The organism is Agrobacterium sp. P15N1-A, assembly GCF_044626815.1.
Lineage (GTDB): Bacteria > Pseudomonadota > Alphaproteobacteria > Rhizobiales > Rhizobiaceae > Agrobacterium > Agrobacterium leguminum.
Map to the genome: position 1 here is coordinate 19,193 of NZ_JBIUPF010000013.1, position 13,474 is coordinate 32,666.

Consider the following 13,474-nt stretch of genomic DNA (forward strand, 5'->3'; position numbering starts at 1 on the left):
ATGTATGGAGGTGTCAATGCTGAAGAATATAGACAAAATACGACTTCTCAAACTGCGTAGCAGAGTGGCCGATTACAGACATCGGCGATTGGAAGCGCCGTTTGGCGTGACTAAAGAACCGTTTGAAATCCAGATGGTGTTGGGTGCCCTTGATGACGGGTACGTCGCTCATTTACGGTCAGCATTAGAAAGCAGCAAAAAGGCTGTCGGTGGTCGTCCTAAATGGCGTGCTGTTATTCGCGAGGCTGAGCTAGCGCTTCGCCTTTGGGAAGAATTTGAAGCGGGCCACGGCACAGGCTGCCTGGTGAATATCGAGAAATGGCTCAAATGTTCACCGGCGTGGCTCATCGGCGGCGAAACTATAATCCATGCGCGTCGCCTTGTTGCCGAACACGGGGAAGAGTACCGGGAGGAGGCACTTAGTTTTTCCCTCTGGGTCAAACCGGAGAGGGCGGGTTCAACGTTGGTAACGACAGGCTTTTGACCGCGTCTGTGAGATCGTGCCCCGCATACAATTCCGCCCCTTCGGAAGACAGAATTGTAAAAAAAGCCTTTTGGTCTCCTGGCATCCCAACTTTCAGCTTGCCCGAGAGCCGGAATTTGAGCTGTGACTCAGATTTAGAAATTTGCGCTTTGAATATTCTGCCTGCTAAGTCCGCTGCGCGCTGTCTAGCGACAGCAGTCATTCTGGCGTTTAGCTGTTCCGCCATGATTGCAGCGTAGGCGCGCTTTACCCCCTCCAGTCCCGGTCCATGGCTTTGAACTACACCGCCTACGTGGCTGGTTGACCAAAGTTCCCCATCTTTAATCTCAATATAAAAATGCACTACGTTATCTCCCTGGATCGTGTGTTTACGGAAATCATAAAAGCGTAAACGGCAGGTTTCTTCTCGTGTCCGGGCGCTAGACTTTACCGCTTTCAAAAAACATCGAATGGGAATTCACCAGCCGTGAAACATACCTCCATACAGTCAGCCCTCTTTAGTGGCTTGGGTCGTACTCTGCCCACCTTTGTGTATTAAGGTCCTCATTTCAGGCCAGTTTGGCGCAGCCGGAGGTCGGGTCCCCCGGCGATTTTCGGCAGGCGTCAGCAGAGCGGGGCTTAAACAGCCACATTTGGAGACGCATTGGGGATCGTATAGTCGTAGGTCCGGTCTCTGACAGACGGGTCGTATCCCCTCTGCCGTCGACGATGACTCGCAAAGCGTTGTTGGCGCTTTGATGCAGAAGGAAACAAAAAGGAAATCAGTACCCACGAGGCCGCCCCTGACATTATCTACCATGCCTTCGCAGCATCGCGCCAGAATCTCGCACTGAAGTTGTTCAGGTATCCGCTTTGATCCGGTGCAGCTGTGAATGTTTCTGGAATTCGGTTTCCGTCGCCACCGCTCTCGAAATAATCCCTCAGCGTGTAAAGGGCGGTTCTCATCAGATGCTGCCAAGTAAATGACAGCTCGTTCTGACGAATTTCCTCCTGCTTCGCTTTGCTCGGTTTCCGCTTTGGCTGTGGCTGCGAATAGGACGGCCGAAGAACGGCTTTGTGGCGAAATGTGATGTTTCCAAAGCTCCAGTCGTCTTCGAATGCTTTCCGCCAGCGGTAGGAAATCGTAACAGACAGGTCGTTCGTAAAATGACTTGGCCAGTACACGTTGTCATCAACGTGCCAATATAGCCGCTGCCGCTCCTCGGTTTCCATTCGGCCCTTCATTTGCCCAACAGCTCTCCGGAGTTCGCTGCCGGTTCGCACCGCGTAAGAATGCGTCTCTTCAATTTTCTTGGCGGACTTGGCATCGCGATACCTCCCCAAGGCTCGCTCGAAATGATATAGCTTATTTACGACATAGGGTCCGCAGTCCGACAGTCGTAATCGGGAGAGGTTTCCAGTCCGCGCCTCCATTACAGACTGGTCGATAAGCCTTCCTAATTCATGTTCATCGACCGCCTTGATCGCGTCTATTTCTCGTTCTGTAAGATTAATTTCGCCCATATAACACAGCCCCCCAAAATTTACTGCGAATGCGTTAGGAAAAGAACAGAAATAGGAAGTGATAACCTGTATTTGCGCGCTGCACCAACATTTAAGTAATCACAAAATTGTCCGAGTTCCATACTGATCTGACTGAAGCAATTTTTAGATTCCGTGTGCCTTTAAGACTTCTACTAGTTTATTGAGCCTCTCCTGTCCTCCGCCCGGGATTTTCGCAGTGAAGAACCCGGTCTTTTTGAATGTGCGATCAAAGGCCGCTGGAATTTCTTCCATCACGCCTAGCATCTCTTGAAAATCTTCTTTGAATGCCAGGCAAATGCCAACAGCGAGGTCATGAAGCTCTCGTTGACGAATTTTTATGAGCGGGACATTGCCGGTGTTAATCTCGGGAAACGCTAAACGGCTCTCGTTGTAGGTGTGGATAGTATCGGTCAGGCTGCTGTATTTCTCGTTTATAAGCATCAGCTTGTTCGCCAGTTCAGCTTCGCCACTCCAGAACAAGAAGGCTAGCTCTTCGCTGGAGAATTGAACAGGATCGTGGTTGATGCCGGACATAGGTACCATCTTCTCGGCAATTCCTTCACTCGCCAATCCAGCGGCATTCGCATCCTCCACTGAGTTGAGGATCAATCCTATCGTTGAGTACATCTGATTAATAATGGTAATAGCTTTAACACCAATATGGAGTGCAATCGTTTCATTTCGCCTTAGCTGTTCAGCACGTTCCACTCTTCGAACGCGTCGATGCTCTGTCGCGCTCTGCCGTATATTCCGTTTGAATTCTTCTCTAGAAATCAGGTACTGAATTGTACCCGCTACAACTGCACCGACCACCGCGCCGAGAAGTGTAGAAATAAATAGTTGCTCGCCGTCACTGAGGGACCAACCAAATGGCCAGGGGTCGGGCGCACACGGCGCGAACGCTCGCGGAGCAATATTACAAATTTTCTTGCCGAGTTCTTCCAGCATCATGTTTCGTGCTCATTCTGTCTGCGTGGTAAGCTCCTAGCGAGCCCTTCGTAATTCTCAAGGAAACGTCAGTTCGCCTCGACTGAACTGAGGCGCTAGAGCGGGTACCGCAAACTGGGTGATTGCAATGTCCGGCCGGTCTATGGTCTCTGTCGGACTCACAGTCATCCCGACAGGCTGCCGGATTCCTAGCTTCATCCACACTTAGATATTCGGGACGATTCCCGGAGTATGGAACAAACATACATGATCGATCCAATCGTCAAGGCAATTCAGGGGGCGATTGTCAATATCTGTCTCTCCGACCCAGCGACCGGTGCCAGGTTGGGACGGCTGAAGCTGCAGCCAAACATGAACATCGGGACCGCGTTGAAGGTGGACGGTGATGTGCTCCATTACAGCAAAGAGCATGTTAAAAGCCTAACCACGTCAGAACTGAAGGACGCTCTAGCGAAGGCGGCCGGGGATAAGGTTTACGGTTCGCATGCCACCTCAAAAAAACATTGACGCGGCGGTTTTTGTTCTCTATTCGTTCCAGTCATGAAAAACGCACCTCTGCACCTTATACGAATATCCCGTTAATCCGCTGCCTCGTCTGAGGCTTCGATTAATCGCGAGTATTCGAGTGTGTAGATGAGTATCCAGCCGTTGCCTTCTGGCAGGACGTCACGTACGTCGTCAGCCATCTTCTCCCAGCCCAAATTTAGCCGATGCGTAGGACGCTTCATCGCCAGAGATCAACTGGCGCGTGATGTCGCGTGCCTTTTGGAATTCGAAGACGCAGTTTCGAGCTGGAACTGCCGGTCCCTGGAGTTTCGACAGGGCTTGGACACGTATCGCCCTGATTTCGTTGCCGAACGATCTCAGGATATCTTGGTAATCGATGTCGTTGGACAACATCGTCCCCCACCTTGGATTTCTGAAGCCGTCCGCGCAGAGAACTATACTTATCAAACCTGGTCACGTGGCGACATTGATCCGATCCGTTTGAAAAATTGCAAAGACCTGCTTCGTTACGCCGGGACCGAGGTCCGTCTCGGTGACCGCATCCGGTTGCTTTCGGCGCTTGAAGATGAGGGTTCCCTCACGTTTTCAGAGTGCTTGCAGATGATGAGGGAGAGCCAGCCGATATGCGCGCTGGCGAATATGATTTTAGCCCGGTTTATCGAGATCGATCTCGATACCGCGCTTCTAGGGCCTGACACCAGCGTCCGCAAGTTCTCCCGATAAATCACGTATTCTAATATTAGATCGCCAAGGGATCACCATGTCACGCAGCAAAAAGCATAGCCGTGCGCCTCAATCCATGCGCCAATACGTACTCGACAGCATCATCATCCGCGCTATCAGAGAGCATTCTTTGTTTGCGGCAGGGGGGCCTGGCTTTTTGGTCCTTGTAACACCTGAAGGATATCCCCCGTCTGAATATAGAGCGTCTGTTTTCGAACACCTTACCCAAGAGGACAGGTTCTACAGAAGCGATGATGTAGGCTGCATTCTCATCAATCTGAAAGATAAATCATCGAAGTTCGAAGACGACTATTACCAGTGCTATAAAAGGGAACGCGTCATCGCTGTGATCGAGAAAGGTGTTGAGTTGCCTTCGGTAATCCGGCTCGCCGCAGACTTGGTAATCGACATTCCCCCCATCACGTCCGACGATCTAAAAGCTGCATCGAGGGCTGTGTTGCGTCTCCCTATGACGGACGAGCAAGCCATCATTGCACTCAGCTATCCACGTGAGCACCTCTGGGCAGCTTTTCGTCCGAGACGTTCGATCAGCGAATCAATGCGACGCTTGAGGGAAACTCCGGTTGCCGCGCCAAGCAATGAGGCGAACCAAAATAAGATGCGGCCAGCCTCTGAAACGCCGATGCTTGCGGACATGTACGGCTATGGTTCGGCAAAAGAATGGGGCATGCAGCTTGCGACTGATTTAGCCGATTGGCAGGCTGGAAAGATCGACTGGGGCGATGTGGATAAAGGCATCGTGCTTAGCGGTCCTCCTGGCGTTGGCAAAAGCATTTTCGCCAACGCGCTTGCAAAGCAATGCGATGTTCTCTTGGTCGCATCATCACTTGGACGGTGGCAAAGCAGGGGGCATCTGGGCGACCTACTTAAGGCGATGCGAGCGGACTTCGACCGTGCCCGTAGCAATGCGCCGTCTATTATGTTCATCGACGAAATCGATTCCTTCGGGTCACGAGACAGTTTCGACCACGACAATGCCAATTATAGCATTCAAGTCGTGAACGCGCTGCTTGAATGCCTGGATGGATTGGATGGAAGAGAGGGTGTTGTCGTGGTGGGTGCGACGAACAATATTGATCGCATTGACCCGGCAATCATTCGCTCAGGTCGACTTGACCGACATGTTCAGATTCCACTGCCATCAGTTCCAGACAGGATTGCGATCCTTTCCCAATTGACGGACCACTGCATCCCGATTTCTGAACTAGCATCTCTAGGACCGCTCACCAAAGGTATGACAGGTGCCGATTTGGCAAAAGCTGTTCGCGATGGACGGAGGCTGGCAAGGCGGGATAAGCGGCAGCTCACTCTGGAAGACCTGAAGGCAGGACTTCCGGAAGCGGTCAAAATTTCCGGTGACCACCGTTGGGCTATTGCAGTTCATGAAGCCGGGCACACAATTGTTGGTACTCAACTCAAATACGGCACGTACCTGGGTACCAATATTTCAGATTTCGTGCGCCCCGACTTAAAGCATCAGATGGGCGGCGCTGCTCATTTCGATATTCCCCCCGTGGCTCGTCGCAACCAACAATTCTATCTAAATTGTGTTGCAGTGATGCTGGCGGGCCTGGCGGCAGAACAACTATGCCTGGGAGACCTAAGCGACGGGGCGGGCGGAGGAGAAAACTGCGACCTCGCCGTCGCCACGCGCATTGCAACCTATGCTGAAGCCAAGCTTGGGATGGGGGCAACGTTCCTTCACAGCAAGGCTGAGAGCGATGAGGAACTCGAAAGAATCAGGCTGCACGATGCCGGTCTGCGAGCCCGGGTGGAAAAGACCCTGGCAGACCAATTTGAGAGAGCGAAGGACATCCTGAAAAGAAAGCGAGTCCTGCTTGAGATGCTGGCGACGGAACTAGACGCGAACGGCTTTCTCTCCCCTGAACGCGTTATCGAACTGGAGAAAAACATCGCCGTTTCAATTCCTTCGGAATCTCAAATAGTTTGAATCCAGCGGTACCGCTAGTTGGTCCCAATTTTTTCGGGGGAAGCTTCATGTGGGTTGGTGGTATGCCACGTGTCGGTCTGGGGATTATAGATTCCCGGGAGTGGGTAGCAGCTGTGGATAAGAAGGAAGTCTCGCGTATTGAAAGTTGCAATAGGTGTTCTATGTACCAGAGCTGCTGCGGCAACATGAAGGTCCTGCCCATGCCTGAGACGTTTTGCACCGGGATGAGAAACGATGAGATTGCGTAGCTTCGGATCGGCAGCTAATGTTCCCCAAGCTTCGGCTACCTCTTTCCCTGTTTCCAGGATAGGCATGCCCAACGTCATTAGATTCTGGTACCACCGCGTCAATTGTACCGCTTTCACCGGATCGCGGGAACAAAGCTGCGTAATGCCCTGTTGGAACTCCATGATTGCGGCAGCTGGAATAAACAGGTTTGAGGCCGTTTCCATGAAGCGAATGACGTCCGGATGAGGCCTCACCCTGCTTGTTTCGCTTAGGACGCATGTGTCGAGAATATATCCTGCCACCATGGAAGTATGCTCACGTGAAAATAAGGGCACGCTCCACATTTATAGTTAAAGCGGAGTTAATCTCGCTTTATCGGAAATCGCCCGGCGATATTCGTTTTATCTAGGAATGACACAATGACTGAAGACGAGCATCTCTCGCCATCCGAAGGCACCAGCGGCAACATAGCTGGAGAGGAGATTACCATTCCAGCAGAGGGTGAGTTGCGGCGGTTCTTTGACACCCTCCGCAACGAGGGAAAAATCACTGTTAGGGATGGAGTAGATCGTTTTTCTGTGCAGATGTCTCCTTTACAGATTTCCGATAAAGCGCGAGCATTTTTAACTCGCGGAGGGCCAATTCCCGGCGACTAACGTGGTGGCTTTTCGCCCGATCCTGGCTCGTCGCCGCGCTCGGAAGCCAATGGGTGTCGATAATCCGGTTGAGTTTGTCAGGTTTTATTACCAGAAGCAGGGGCATCACGCGCGTCTCGCTAGTTTGGGTTCATAGGCGCGATTCTCTGGCAACGGCCTGACGGAGTGATTGCTACCCACAAAGCAGGATTTCTGCGGGGTGCACATTGGACACAACGCACAAGGCATCAGGCGCAGCAGGTATTGCTCGACGAAGACGGCGTACAACAGGATGTCACTGGATTTGACCGCTCCGCCAACCACCGGTCACGTGGTTTACAGCTTGCGGCGCGTGGCTCCAGGGAAACGCGGAAAGCCCCATTCTCAATGCTTGGCATCCCCGCGCAGAACAACTGCATCGGCACAACACCATCGCTGACTTCGAAGGTCAGCTTGGCCGATCCATCTAGACGAACGTGTTCGGAGACCTTGCGAACGATGGTCGCGAATTTGCCCGCCGACATATGGGTTCGGTCGTCTTCCTCAATATCCCATAGCTGAACGAAAATCTCTGACCAGGCTTCCGGGTTCGCTCCGCAATCCAGCGCAAAAAACTGGGCAGCTTTAACCTCCGTCACGTGATATCCAGGCCGAATAACGGTACCGTTGTACGAAAACACCAACGGTAGTTCTGGATTGGCGGCGACTTGGTCGAGCATGTCGCCCAAGGTGATATCTGCTGTCTTGTGTACCACAATCATCTGCGCTACTCCTATTTTCAATTATTCAAGGAATATTGAAATATGAATGAACGTCAAGCCCTCGCATCGTTTGCTGCATTATCTCACGAAACGCGTTTGGCGATTGTCCGCGCTCTGGTCGTCGCAGGACCTGATGGGATGGCGGCAGGCACCATCGCCGAGCGAATGAACCTTTCACCTTCTAATGTCTCGTTCCATCTCAAGGAACTGGACCGAGCTGGATTGATCTTTCAACGGCGAGAATCCCGGTCCATCGTCTACACCGCTGGCTATGATACTCTGGCCGAGCTTGTGACATTCCTCATGAAGGATTGCTGTGCAGGCCATCCGACGATTCGAAGCTCCGTCGAGCAACGCGAGACATGCTGCCAATTGCCGGAAACGAACCGTCAGGATGGTCTAGGTGCGTAGTCGTCATGTCGGTATCGTTTCCGCACTCGGCATAACCCAGATCATCGGCTACGGGACGCTTTATTATTCGTTCTCGATCCTGGCACCGCAAATAGCGGCGGACCTGTCGATCAGCCTTGAGCAGGTCTTTGCTGTTTTTTCCCTTTCCCTATTTGTCGGCGGACTGTGCGCGCCGGTCATCGGCAGGCAAATGGACAAAATCGGTGCAGCAACAGTGCTCACGATAGGCTCGGCTCTATCAGCTCTGACCTTGATAATTTGCGCCTGGTCACCGTCGGTTGCGATATTCGCGGTCGGGATCGTCTTGCTGGAGGTGTCGTCAGGCATGGTACAGTATCAGGCTGCCTTTGCAGCTTTGGTAGAAAATGATCCCAAGTCGGCATCGCGCAATATCACCTACCTCACTTTAATCGGCGGGTTTGCCTCAACGATTTTCTGGCCGATCTCAGTGGCTCTACTCGACGTCATTACCTGGCGCGAAATCTATCTCTTGTTTGCCGCACTGAACCTCGCGTTGTGCATGCCGCTGCATTTCTGGATCATGAGGCAGGGCAAGGCGATAAAGACCAACGGTGTTCAGCAGGCTCGTGAACATGTTGTTGGTGCCATTCCAGTGGAGAAACGACGTAAGGCGATGCTGATCGTATCGGTGGCTTTCGCGATCCTCGGTTTCACACTCGCCTCTATCCTCGCTCACATGGTTCCGATGCTCGACACACTCGGTCTTGGTACTACGGCTGTTGTCATAGGCGCATTGTTCGGCCCGGCACAGGTGATGAGCCGACTGATCAACATGGTCTTCGGATCGCGCCTGTCGCCACCAATGTTGGCGGTGATATCTGCAGCCTTGATGGTTGGCGGCATTGTCGTCTTAGGGATCACGGGGAACTCGCTGCCCGGGGCTGTGGCGTTTGCTATTTGCCTCGGCCTGGGGTCTGGCATCAACTCCATCGCCCAGGGGAGCCTGCCGCTCTATCTTTTCGGCAGTGAAGGATACGGGGCCGTCACTGGCAAGATGGCAGCAGCGAGACTGGCAGCCGGAGCAGCAGCGCCGTTTGCCTTTGCTGCGATGATGGAACGCTTCGGTATCAGCACATCACTATTCCTGTCTGCGGCACTCGGTGCGATAGGAGTTATTGCGTTCTTGAGTGTCGCTAAAAGGGTGCGGCGAAGCCGTCAGGTAGCCGCATAAACTTTCAAGAGGAGTTGCTGCGACACTCAGCTCATTCTAGCGGTAGACGTGGCGTCAAATCTTAAAGTGGTAATGTTAAATCTGCTCGAACATTTCACAATGGTCATGAGCTGTCGTTCAGTTTATACAAACTCTCCTAGCCTTCCTAGCCTTCCTAGCCTTCCTTGCATTGGCTTCGGCGAACATTCTCTCGTCGGACTTTGCTTTTGAGGAGGCAATATGAATACCCTGGTGTTGATTAAGCTGTTTTTTCGTTTTTGTAGAGTTCAAAAGAGGATGGTCAAAGTGACATCAGAAGAAGATCGTGGCGATATGCCAAATGAAGAAGTGTTTGCTATCTTGCAGCGACTTTCCGAGGAAGCTCGTGAAATACCTGGTGAGCCTGTTAACGCACATCGCGCTCGATTTGAGGAACGTCGCCGCCTGTTCGAAAATACCCATAAGAATAACGCAGGGCCTAGATTCTGATGGTGACCATTCATTCGAATGTCGATGATGACATTGATCGCATCTATAAGTTTCTCCGCACCAAGCGAGGGCTCGACGAAGCAGAAGCAACAGCTATCGTAGATCAGATTTACGAAGACGCTGATGATGTTGGCATCCCACCCATCGGCCGTTTTCAGGGATTAACGTTCCACCGGGCGCGCAACGGATACTTTCTCTGGTTTGTCGCAACGGGTACGGACATTCAGGTATATGCCGTTTATCATAGCCGAGAAGAATACGATAAGGTTATTCATGGACGGGCGGAGCAGACGGCCTGATCGGAGGCTTCGCCTGCTTTCGACGTCTTCAAAACAAAACTTTAGACACAAAAAAACGCCTTTTGCACGTCTCAGTTAGAAGAATACCTCCCGAAAGATTGCAACCGAACGATATGCCGGAAAATCGATCAAACGGACTTCAGCTGGACGCGTTGTTCGAGCTTTGACGACTCTTCCTTCCGCTCGCTATAACGGTCCGTCAAATATGCGGAAGCATCGCGTGTCAGCAGGGTGAACTTCACCAGTTCCTCGCAGACGTCGACGACTCGGTCGTAGTAGGAAGACGGCTTCATCCGGCCATCTGCATCGAACTCCTGGAAAGCCTTTGCCACACTGCTCTGATTCGGAATGGTGATCATCCGCATCCAGCGACCGAGGATGCGCATCTGGTTCACCGCGTTGAATGATTGGCTGCCGCCGGAAACCTCCATGACAGCGAGCGTCTTTCCCTGGGTCGGCCGTACGGAGCCGACCGACAGCGGTATCCAATCGATCTGGGTTTTCATGATACCGGTCATGGCACCGTGGCGCTCTGGGCTCACCCAGACCTGGCCTTCGGACCAGGCAGAAAGATCGCGCAATTCTTGAACTTTCGAATGGCTGACAGGAGCCTCATCCGGCAAGGGCAGGCCCTTGGGATCGAAGACCCTGACCTCGCACCCGAAATGCTCCAGGAGACGACGGGCTTCGTGGGCCAGGAGCCGACTATAGGATACCTCGCGAAGTGAGCCGTACAGGATCAAAATTCTGGGCTTATGCGTCGAAAACTTCGGGCGCAACGCATCGAGATCGGGCTGGTGAAAATGCTCCGGAGAGGCTGCAGGTAATGTATCAGACAATGCGCTGTCCCTTCTCATCGAGAACCTGCTCACCGTCTTCTTTTGTGAACGGTCCTTTGAATGCGTCAGCAGGCAATATTTCGAGCGCGACCTCCGATGGCCGGGAAAGACGCGTACCCATCGGCGTCACCACGAACGGACGATTGATCAGGATCGGGTCCTTCAGCATGGCATCGAGCAACTGATCGTCGGTCAGCGCTGGATTATCGAGCCCAAGTTCAGCATAGGGCGTGCCCTTTTCCCGTATTGCCTGGCGGACCGTCAGACCGGCATCGGCAATCATCTTGGCGAGTTGGCTTCTTGTCGGTGGCGTCTTCAGGTATTCAATAACAGTCGGCTCGATGCCCGCGTGCTGGATCAGTTCAAGGGTGTTGCGGGAAGTGCCGCAGGCGGGGTTGTGATAGATAGTGACGTCCATGATCATTCTACTCCTTGGCCGGTAGCTGGAAGCGTTGTGGTACGGGAACGTGAAAACAGCCATCCTGCAAGAATGACGGCAATGAGGGCTCCGACGCATTGCGCAATGATGAAACCTGGCAGGTCGATGGGTCGAATGCCTGAGAATGTGTCCGTGAGACTTCGGGCAATTGCGACGGCTGGATTGGCAAACGATGTCGAGGCGGTAAACCAATACGCCGCCGTGATGTAGAAGCCAACCAGGGCAGGAATGGCTTCTGCTTTGAAACGTAAACCGCCGAGAATTGTGAGTAGCAAACCGAAGCTTGCTATTGCCTCGGCCATCCACTGTGACGATCCTGTGCGTAAGGTCCCTGATATCTGGAAGATCGGCAGCTCGAACATGCCGTGAGCAACAAACGTTCCAACGATGCCGCCTGCGATCTGGGCCAGAATATAGGGTCCGATGGCTGCATTGGCGATTTCACGCCTGATCGCGAACACCATGGTCACAACAGGGTTGAAGTGCGCGCCAGATATGGGGCCAAGGATCGTAATCAGAACAAACAGGATCGCGCCTGTCGGGATGGTGTTGCCGAGCAGGGACAATGCCACGTCATCGGTCAGGCGATCAGCCATAATGCCCGATCCAACAACCGTAGCGACGAGGACGGCTGTTCCAAGCGCCTCTGCTGTGAGGCGACGTCCAAGATCGTATGTCACCTTAGTCAGCTTTCTGCGTGTGACTACCGATGTCGTCGAGCCGCTTTTGGAGGGCAAGCCTGTCGAGACTTGCCATTGGTAAGCTCGTAAAGATCGAGAGGCGGTTGTTGAGCATTCTGTAGGTATCGTCAAAAGCTAGGTGCTTTTCAGCTTCGGTACCTTCAGCGGCAGCGGGGTCGGGCAAACCCCAATGGGCCGTCATCGGTTGGCCAGGCCAAACGGGACAAGCTTCGTTGGCGGCGCTGTCACAGACGGTGAACACGAAATCCATTTGCGGAGCGCCAGAGACCGCAAATTCCTCCCAGTTCTTGGAACGGGCGAAGCTGACATCATGGTTCATCGTTTTGAGCAGTTGCAGAGTATACGGATGAACCTCTCCTTTGGGCTGCGAACCCGCTGAGTAGGCTTTGAACCTGCCTTGGCCAACCCTGTTGAGGATAGCCTCGGCAATTATGGAGCGAGCGGAATTGCCCGTGCACAGGAAGAGCACGTTGTAAGTCTTTTCAGTCATGGTCGTTGTCCATGGTTAGGTCGAAGGTCTGTTTAGTCTCATGATCGTTGCCGTTGCCGGGCAAATGCTTGAAAGTTGACGGGTGGCGAGGATGGCTGCAGGCACGACTGCGCGATCAACCACCTGGAATCCAAGGCCAGAGAAAAATGGCGCTGCCGTGGTCGTAGCGAGGTAGACGGTACTAGCTACTGGAGCCGCTCGGAGCGTCTCGACAACGATCATCTTGCCCAAGGACTTTCCCCGGTGATCCGGCAGCACGACAACTGATCTAAGAAGAACGTCCTGACCGCATTGTTCGACACCAGAGTAGCCGACCGTGTTGTCGTCTCGCCCGACCGCTCGAAAGAAAGTTCGTCCGGATTCAGCGATATCCTCTGTCGGCAAGCCAGAAAGAGACAGCGCCTGTGTCAGGTCGCTGAGGTCCCCTGAGATGTTTTCCAAGCGGACATAGGTCATGATGGTGCCCCCGTTGGTGTGCAGCATGGTGTCAGTTCTGCGATCAGCGGTGCGCAAAGCTCCGTAGAACCGCCACAGCAATCCTTGAGGAGGAAAAGAGTAAGGTCTCGGAGCCCATCGAGATCGGCACGGTAGATGATTGACCGGCTTTGACGCTCACTCCTCACCAGGCCTGCCCGGGAAAGCGTTGCGAGATGCGCAGACATCGTATTCTGTGGCACGTCGAGCAGCTTGGCCAGTTCGCCCGCAGGGACACCATCGGGTTCGTGATGAACCGCACCGGATTTGCCGGAGGCTCCAACTTCTGAGAAAGTGGAGCCGATATGAGCAAGACAACGAACAAGTTTTCACCTGAAGTCCGCAACCGCGCCATTCGTATGGTGCTGGATCACGAAAC

The 13,474-nt window shown here is 53.1% G+C and carries 19 protein-coding genes; 9 read left to right on the forward strand and 10 right to left on the reverse strand.

Annotated features, from left to right (window positions below):
* The first annotated feature begins 16 nt into the window (after positions 1-16).
* On the forward strand, positions 17-484 hold the full coding sequence (locus ACIK7D_RS27340; RefSeq protein WP_149741664.1) for a hypothetical protein: 468 nt from the start codon (positions 17-19) through the stop codon (positions 482-484).
* A gap of 792 nt (positions 485-1,276) precedes the next feature.
* Here the strand turns inward: ACIK7D_RS27340 and ACIK7D_RS27345 are convergent.
* Together ACIK7D_RS27345 and ACIK7D_RS27350 are read right to left on the reverse strand one after the other, a co-directional pair.
* Positions 1,277-1,987, reverse strand: a complete 711-nt coding sequence (locus ACIK7D_RS27345) for a hypothetical protein (RefSeq protein ID WP_400158113.1) — start codon at positions 1,985-1,987, stop codon at positions 1,277-1,279.
* A 144-nt stretch (positions 1,988-2,131) separates the two neighbouring features.
* Positions 2,132-2,959: a hypothetical protein gene (locus tag ACIK7D_RS27350; RefSeq protein ID WP_149741666.1), complete on the reverse strand. Its 828-nt coding sequence runs from the start codon at positions 2,957-2,959 to the stop codon at positions 2,132-2,134.
* Positions 2,960-3,202: 243 nt separating this feature from the next.
* On the opposite strand from ACIK7D_RS27350, the gene ACIK7D_RS27355 reads away from it, so the two are divergent.
* The 3 genes from ACIK7D_RS27355 (at position 3,203) to ACIK7D_RS27365 (ending at position 6,158) form a co-directional block, all read left to right on the forward strand.
* A complete protein-coding gene (locus ACIK7D_RS27355; RefSeq protein WP_149741667.1) occupies positions 3,203-3,463 on the forward strand; it encodes a hypothetical protein in 261 nt (86 codons plus the stop codon).
* A 126-nt stretch (positions 3,464-3,589) separates the two neighbouring features.
* Entirely contained in the window at positions 3,590-4,186 is a 597-nt protein-coding gene (locus ACIK7D_RS27360; RefSeq protein WP_400158114.1) for a hypothetical protein, read from the forward strand.
* Between the two features lie 37 nt (positions 4,187-4,223).
* The gene (locus tag ACIK7D_RS27365; protein ID WP_149741669.1) at positions 4,224-6,158 is read left to right on the forward strand and encodes an AAA family ATPase; all 1,935 of its coding nucleotides are present in this window, start codon (positions 4,224-4,226) and stop codon (positions 6,156-6,158) included.
* A 14-nt stretch (positions 6,159-6,172) separates the two neighbouring features.
* Here the strand turns inward: ACIK7D_RS27365 and ACIK7D_RS27370 are convergent, their stop codons facing one another.
* Positions 6,173-6,730, reverse strand: coding sequence for a PIN domain-containing protein (locus ACIK7D_RS27370; RefSeq protein WP_400158115.1), 558 nt, complete (start codon positions 6,728-6,730; stop codon positions 6,173-6,175).
* A gap of 75 nt (positions 6,731-6,805) precedes the next feature.
* Between ACIK7D_RS27370 and ACIK7D_RS27375 the strand changes: the two genes are divergently transcribed.
* Entirely contained in the window at positions 6,806-7,042 is a 237-nt protein-coding gene (locus ACIK7D_RS27375; RefSeq protein ID WP_149741671.1) for a hypothetical protein, read from the forward strand.
* A gap of 227 nt (positions 7,043-7,269) precedes the next feature.
* Here the strand turns inward: ACIK7D_RS27375 and ACIK7D_RS27380 are convergent, their stop codons facing one another.
* Positions 7,270-7,782 carry a DUF6428 family protein gene (locus tag ACIK7D_RS27380; RefSeq protein WP_400158116.1) on the reverse strand — a complete coding sequence of 171 codons (513 nt, stop codon included), beginning with the start codon at positions 7,780-7,782 and terminating at the stop codon, positions 7,270-7,272.
* A gap of 42 nt (positions 7,783-7,824) precedes the next feature.
* Here ACIK7D_RS27380 and ACIK7D_RS27385 point away from each other — a divergent pair, with 42 nt between their 5' ends.
* The 4 genes from ACIK7D_RS27385 to ACIK7D_RS27400 all read left to right on the forward strand — a co-directional run bounded on the left by ACIK7D_RS27385 (position 7,825) and on the right by ACIK7D_RS27400 (position 10,152).
* Complete coding sequence (locus ACIK7D_RS27385) at positions 7,825-8,193, forward strand: helix-turn-helix transcriptional regulator (protein ID WP_149741673.1); 369 nt, start codon at positions 7,825-7,827, stop codon at positions 8,191-8,193.
* Entirely contained in the window at positions 8,186-9,385 is a 1,200-nt protein-coding gene (gene arsK / locus ACIK7D_RS27390) for an arsenite efflux MFS transporter ArsK (RefSeq protein WP_149741674.1), read from the forward strand. Before ACIK7D_RS27385 ends, arsK begins: the two co-directional genes overlap by 8 nt.
* A gap of 219 nt (positions 9,386-9,604) precedes the next feature.
* Positions 9,605-9,853 carry a hypothetical protein gene (locus tag ACIK7D_RS27395; protein ID WP_400158117.1) on the forward strand — a complete coding sequence of 83 codons (249 nt, stop codon included), beginning with the start codon at positions 9,605-9,607 and terminating at the stop codon, positions 9,851-9,853.
* Positions 9,853-10,152 (forward strand): hypothetical protein, encoded by a 300-nt coding sequence (locus tag ACIK7D_RS27400; RefSeq protein ID WP_149741676.1) that lies wholly within the window; start codon positions 9,853-9,855, stop codon positions 10,150-10,152. The genes ACIK7D_RS27395 and ACIK7D_RS27400 overlap by 1 nt, the downstream gene beginning before the upstream one ends.
* Before the next feature lie 128 nt (positions 10,153-10,280).
* Here the strand turns inward: ACIK7D_RS27400 and arsH are convergent, their stop codons facing one another.
* From arsH to ACIK7D_RS27430, 6 genes are read right to left on the reverse strand one after another with little or no spacing between them, the layout of a single operon-like run.
* Positions 10,281-11,009: an arsenical resistance protein ArsH gene (gene arsH, locus ACIK7D_RS27405; protein WP_400158118.1), complete on the reverse strand. Its 729-nt coding sequence runs from the start codon at positions 11,007-11,009 to the stop codon at positions 10,281-10,283.
* On the reverse strand, positions 10,984-11,415 hold the full coding sequence (arsC, locus tag ACIK7D_RS27410) for an arsenate reductase (glutaredoxin) (protein ID WP_400158119.1): 432 nt from the start codon (positions 11,413-11,415) through the stop codon (positions 10,984-10,986). Before arsC ends, arsH begins: the two co-directional genes overlap by 26 nt.
* Complete coding sequence (locus ACIK7D_RS27415; RefSeq protein WP_149741679.1) at positions 11,412-12,110, reverse strand: MIP/aquaporin family protein; 699 nt, start codon at positions 12,108-12,110, stop codon at positions 11,412-11,414. Before ACIK7D_RS27415 ends, arsC begins: the two co-directional genes overlap by 4 nt.
* 1 nt (position 12,111) lies before the next feature.
* The gene (locus ACIK7D_RS27420) at positions 12,112-12,621 is read right to left on the reverse strand and encodes an arsenate reductase ArsC (RefSeq protein WP_149741680.1); all 510 of its coding nucleotides are present in this window, start codon (positions 12,619-12,621) and stop codon (positions 12,112-12,114) included.
* A 15-nt stretch (positions 12,622-12,636) separates the two neighbouring features.
* Entirely contained in the window at positions 12,637-13,077 is a 441-nt protein-coding gene (gene arsN2, locus ACIK7D_RS27425) for an arsenic resistance N-acetyltransferase ArsN2 (RefSeq protein WP_149741681.1), read from the reverse strand.
* On the reverse strand, positions 13,074-13,316 hold the full coding sequence (locus ACIK7D_RS27430) for an ArsR/SmtB family transcription factor (RefSeq protein ID WP_400158120.1): 243 nt from the start codon (positions 13,314-13,316) through the stop codon (positions 13,074-13,076). The genes arsN2 and ACIK7D_RS27430 overlap by 4 nt, the downstream gene beginning before the upstream one ends.
* Between the last annotated feature and the right edge of the window lie 158 nt (positions 13,317-13,474).

What these genes read in the sequence shown, in the direction of transcription:
- ACIK7D_RS27365 (WP_149741669.1), top strand. Translation starts at nt 4,224, where the DNA reads ATGTCACGCAGCAAAAAGCATAGCCGTGCGCCTCAATCCATGCGCCAA.
- ACIK7D_RS27400 (WP_149741676.1), top strand. Translation starts at nt 9,853, where the DNA reads ATGGTGACCATTCATTCGAATGTCGATGATGACATTGATCGCATCTAT.
- ACIK7D_RS27380 (WP_400158116.1), bottom strand. Translation starts at nt 7,782, where the DNA reads ATGATTGTGGTACACAAGACAGCAGATATCACCTTGGGCGACATGCTC.
- ACIK7D_RS27355 (WP_149741667.1), top strand. Translation starts at nt 3,203, where the DNA reads ATGATCGATCCAATCGTCAAGGCAATTCAGGGGGCGATTGTCAATATC.
- arsN2 (WP_149741681.1), bottom strand. Translation starts at nt 13,077, where the DNA reads ATGACCTATGTCCGCTTGGAAAACATCTCAGGGGACCTCAGCGACCTG.
- arsC (WP_400158119.1), bottom strand. Translation starts at nt 11,415, where the DNA reads ATGATCATGGACGTCACTATCTATCACAACCCCGCCTGCGGCACTTCC.
- ACIK7D_RS27395 (WP_400158117.1), top strand. Translation starts at nt 9,605, where the DNA reads ATGAATACCCTGGTGTTGATTAAGCTGTTTTTTCGTTTTTGTAGAGTT.
- ACIK7D_RS27360 (WP_400158114.1), top strand. Translation starts at nt 3,590, where the DNA reads ATGAGTATCCAGCCGTTGCCTTCTGGCAGGACGTCACGTACGTCGTCA.
- ACIK7D_RS27345 (WP_400158113.1), bottom strand. Translation starts at nt 1,987, where the DNA reads ATGGGCGAAATTAATCTTACAGAACGAGAAATAGACGCGATCAAGGCG.
- ACIK7D_RS27420 (WP_149741680.1), bottom strand. Translation starts at nt 12,621, where the DNA reads ATGACTGAAAAGACTTACAACGTGCTCTTCCTGTGCACGGGCAATTCC.
- ACIK7D_RS27370 (WP_400158115.1), bottom strand. Translation starts at nt 6,730, where the DNA reads ATGTGGAGCGTGCCCTTATTTTCACGTGAGCATACTTCCATGGTGGCA.
- ACIK7D_RS27340 (WP_149741664.1), top strand. Translation starts at nt 17, where the DNA reads ATGCTGAAGAATATAGACAAAATACGACTTCTCAAACTGCGTAGCAGA.
- ACIK7D_RS27375 (WP_149741671.1), top strand. Translation starts at nt 6,806, where the DNA reads ATGACTGAAGACGAGCATCTCTCGCCATCCGAAGGCACCAGCGGCAAC.
- ACIK7D_RS27350 (WP_149741666.1), bottom strand. Translation starts at nt 2,959, where the DNA reads ATGATGCTGGAAGAACTCGGCAAGAAAATTTGTAATATTGCTCCGCGA.
- ACIK7D_RS27385 (WP_149741673.1), top strand. Translation starts at nt 7,825, where the DNA reads ATGAATGAACGTCAAGCCCTCGCATCGTTTGCTGCATTATCTCACGAA.
- arsH (WP_400158118.1), bottom strand. Translation starts at nt 11,009, where the DNA reads ATGAGAAGGGACAGCGCATTGTCTGATACATTACCTGCAGCCTCTCCG.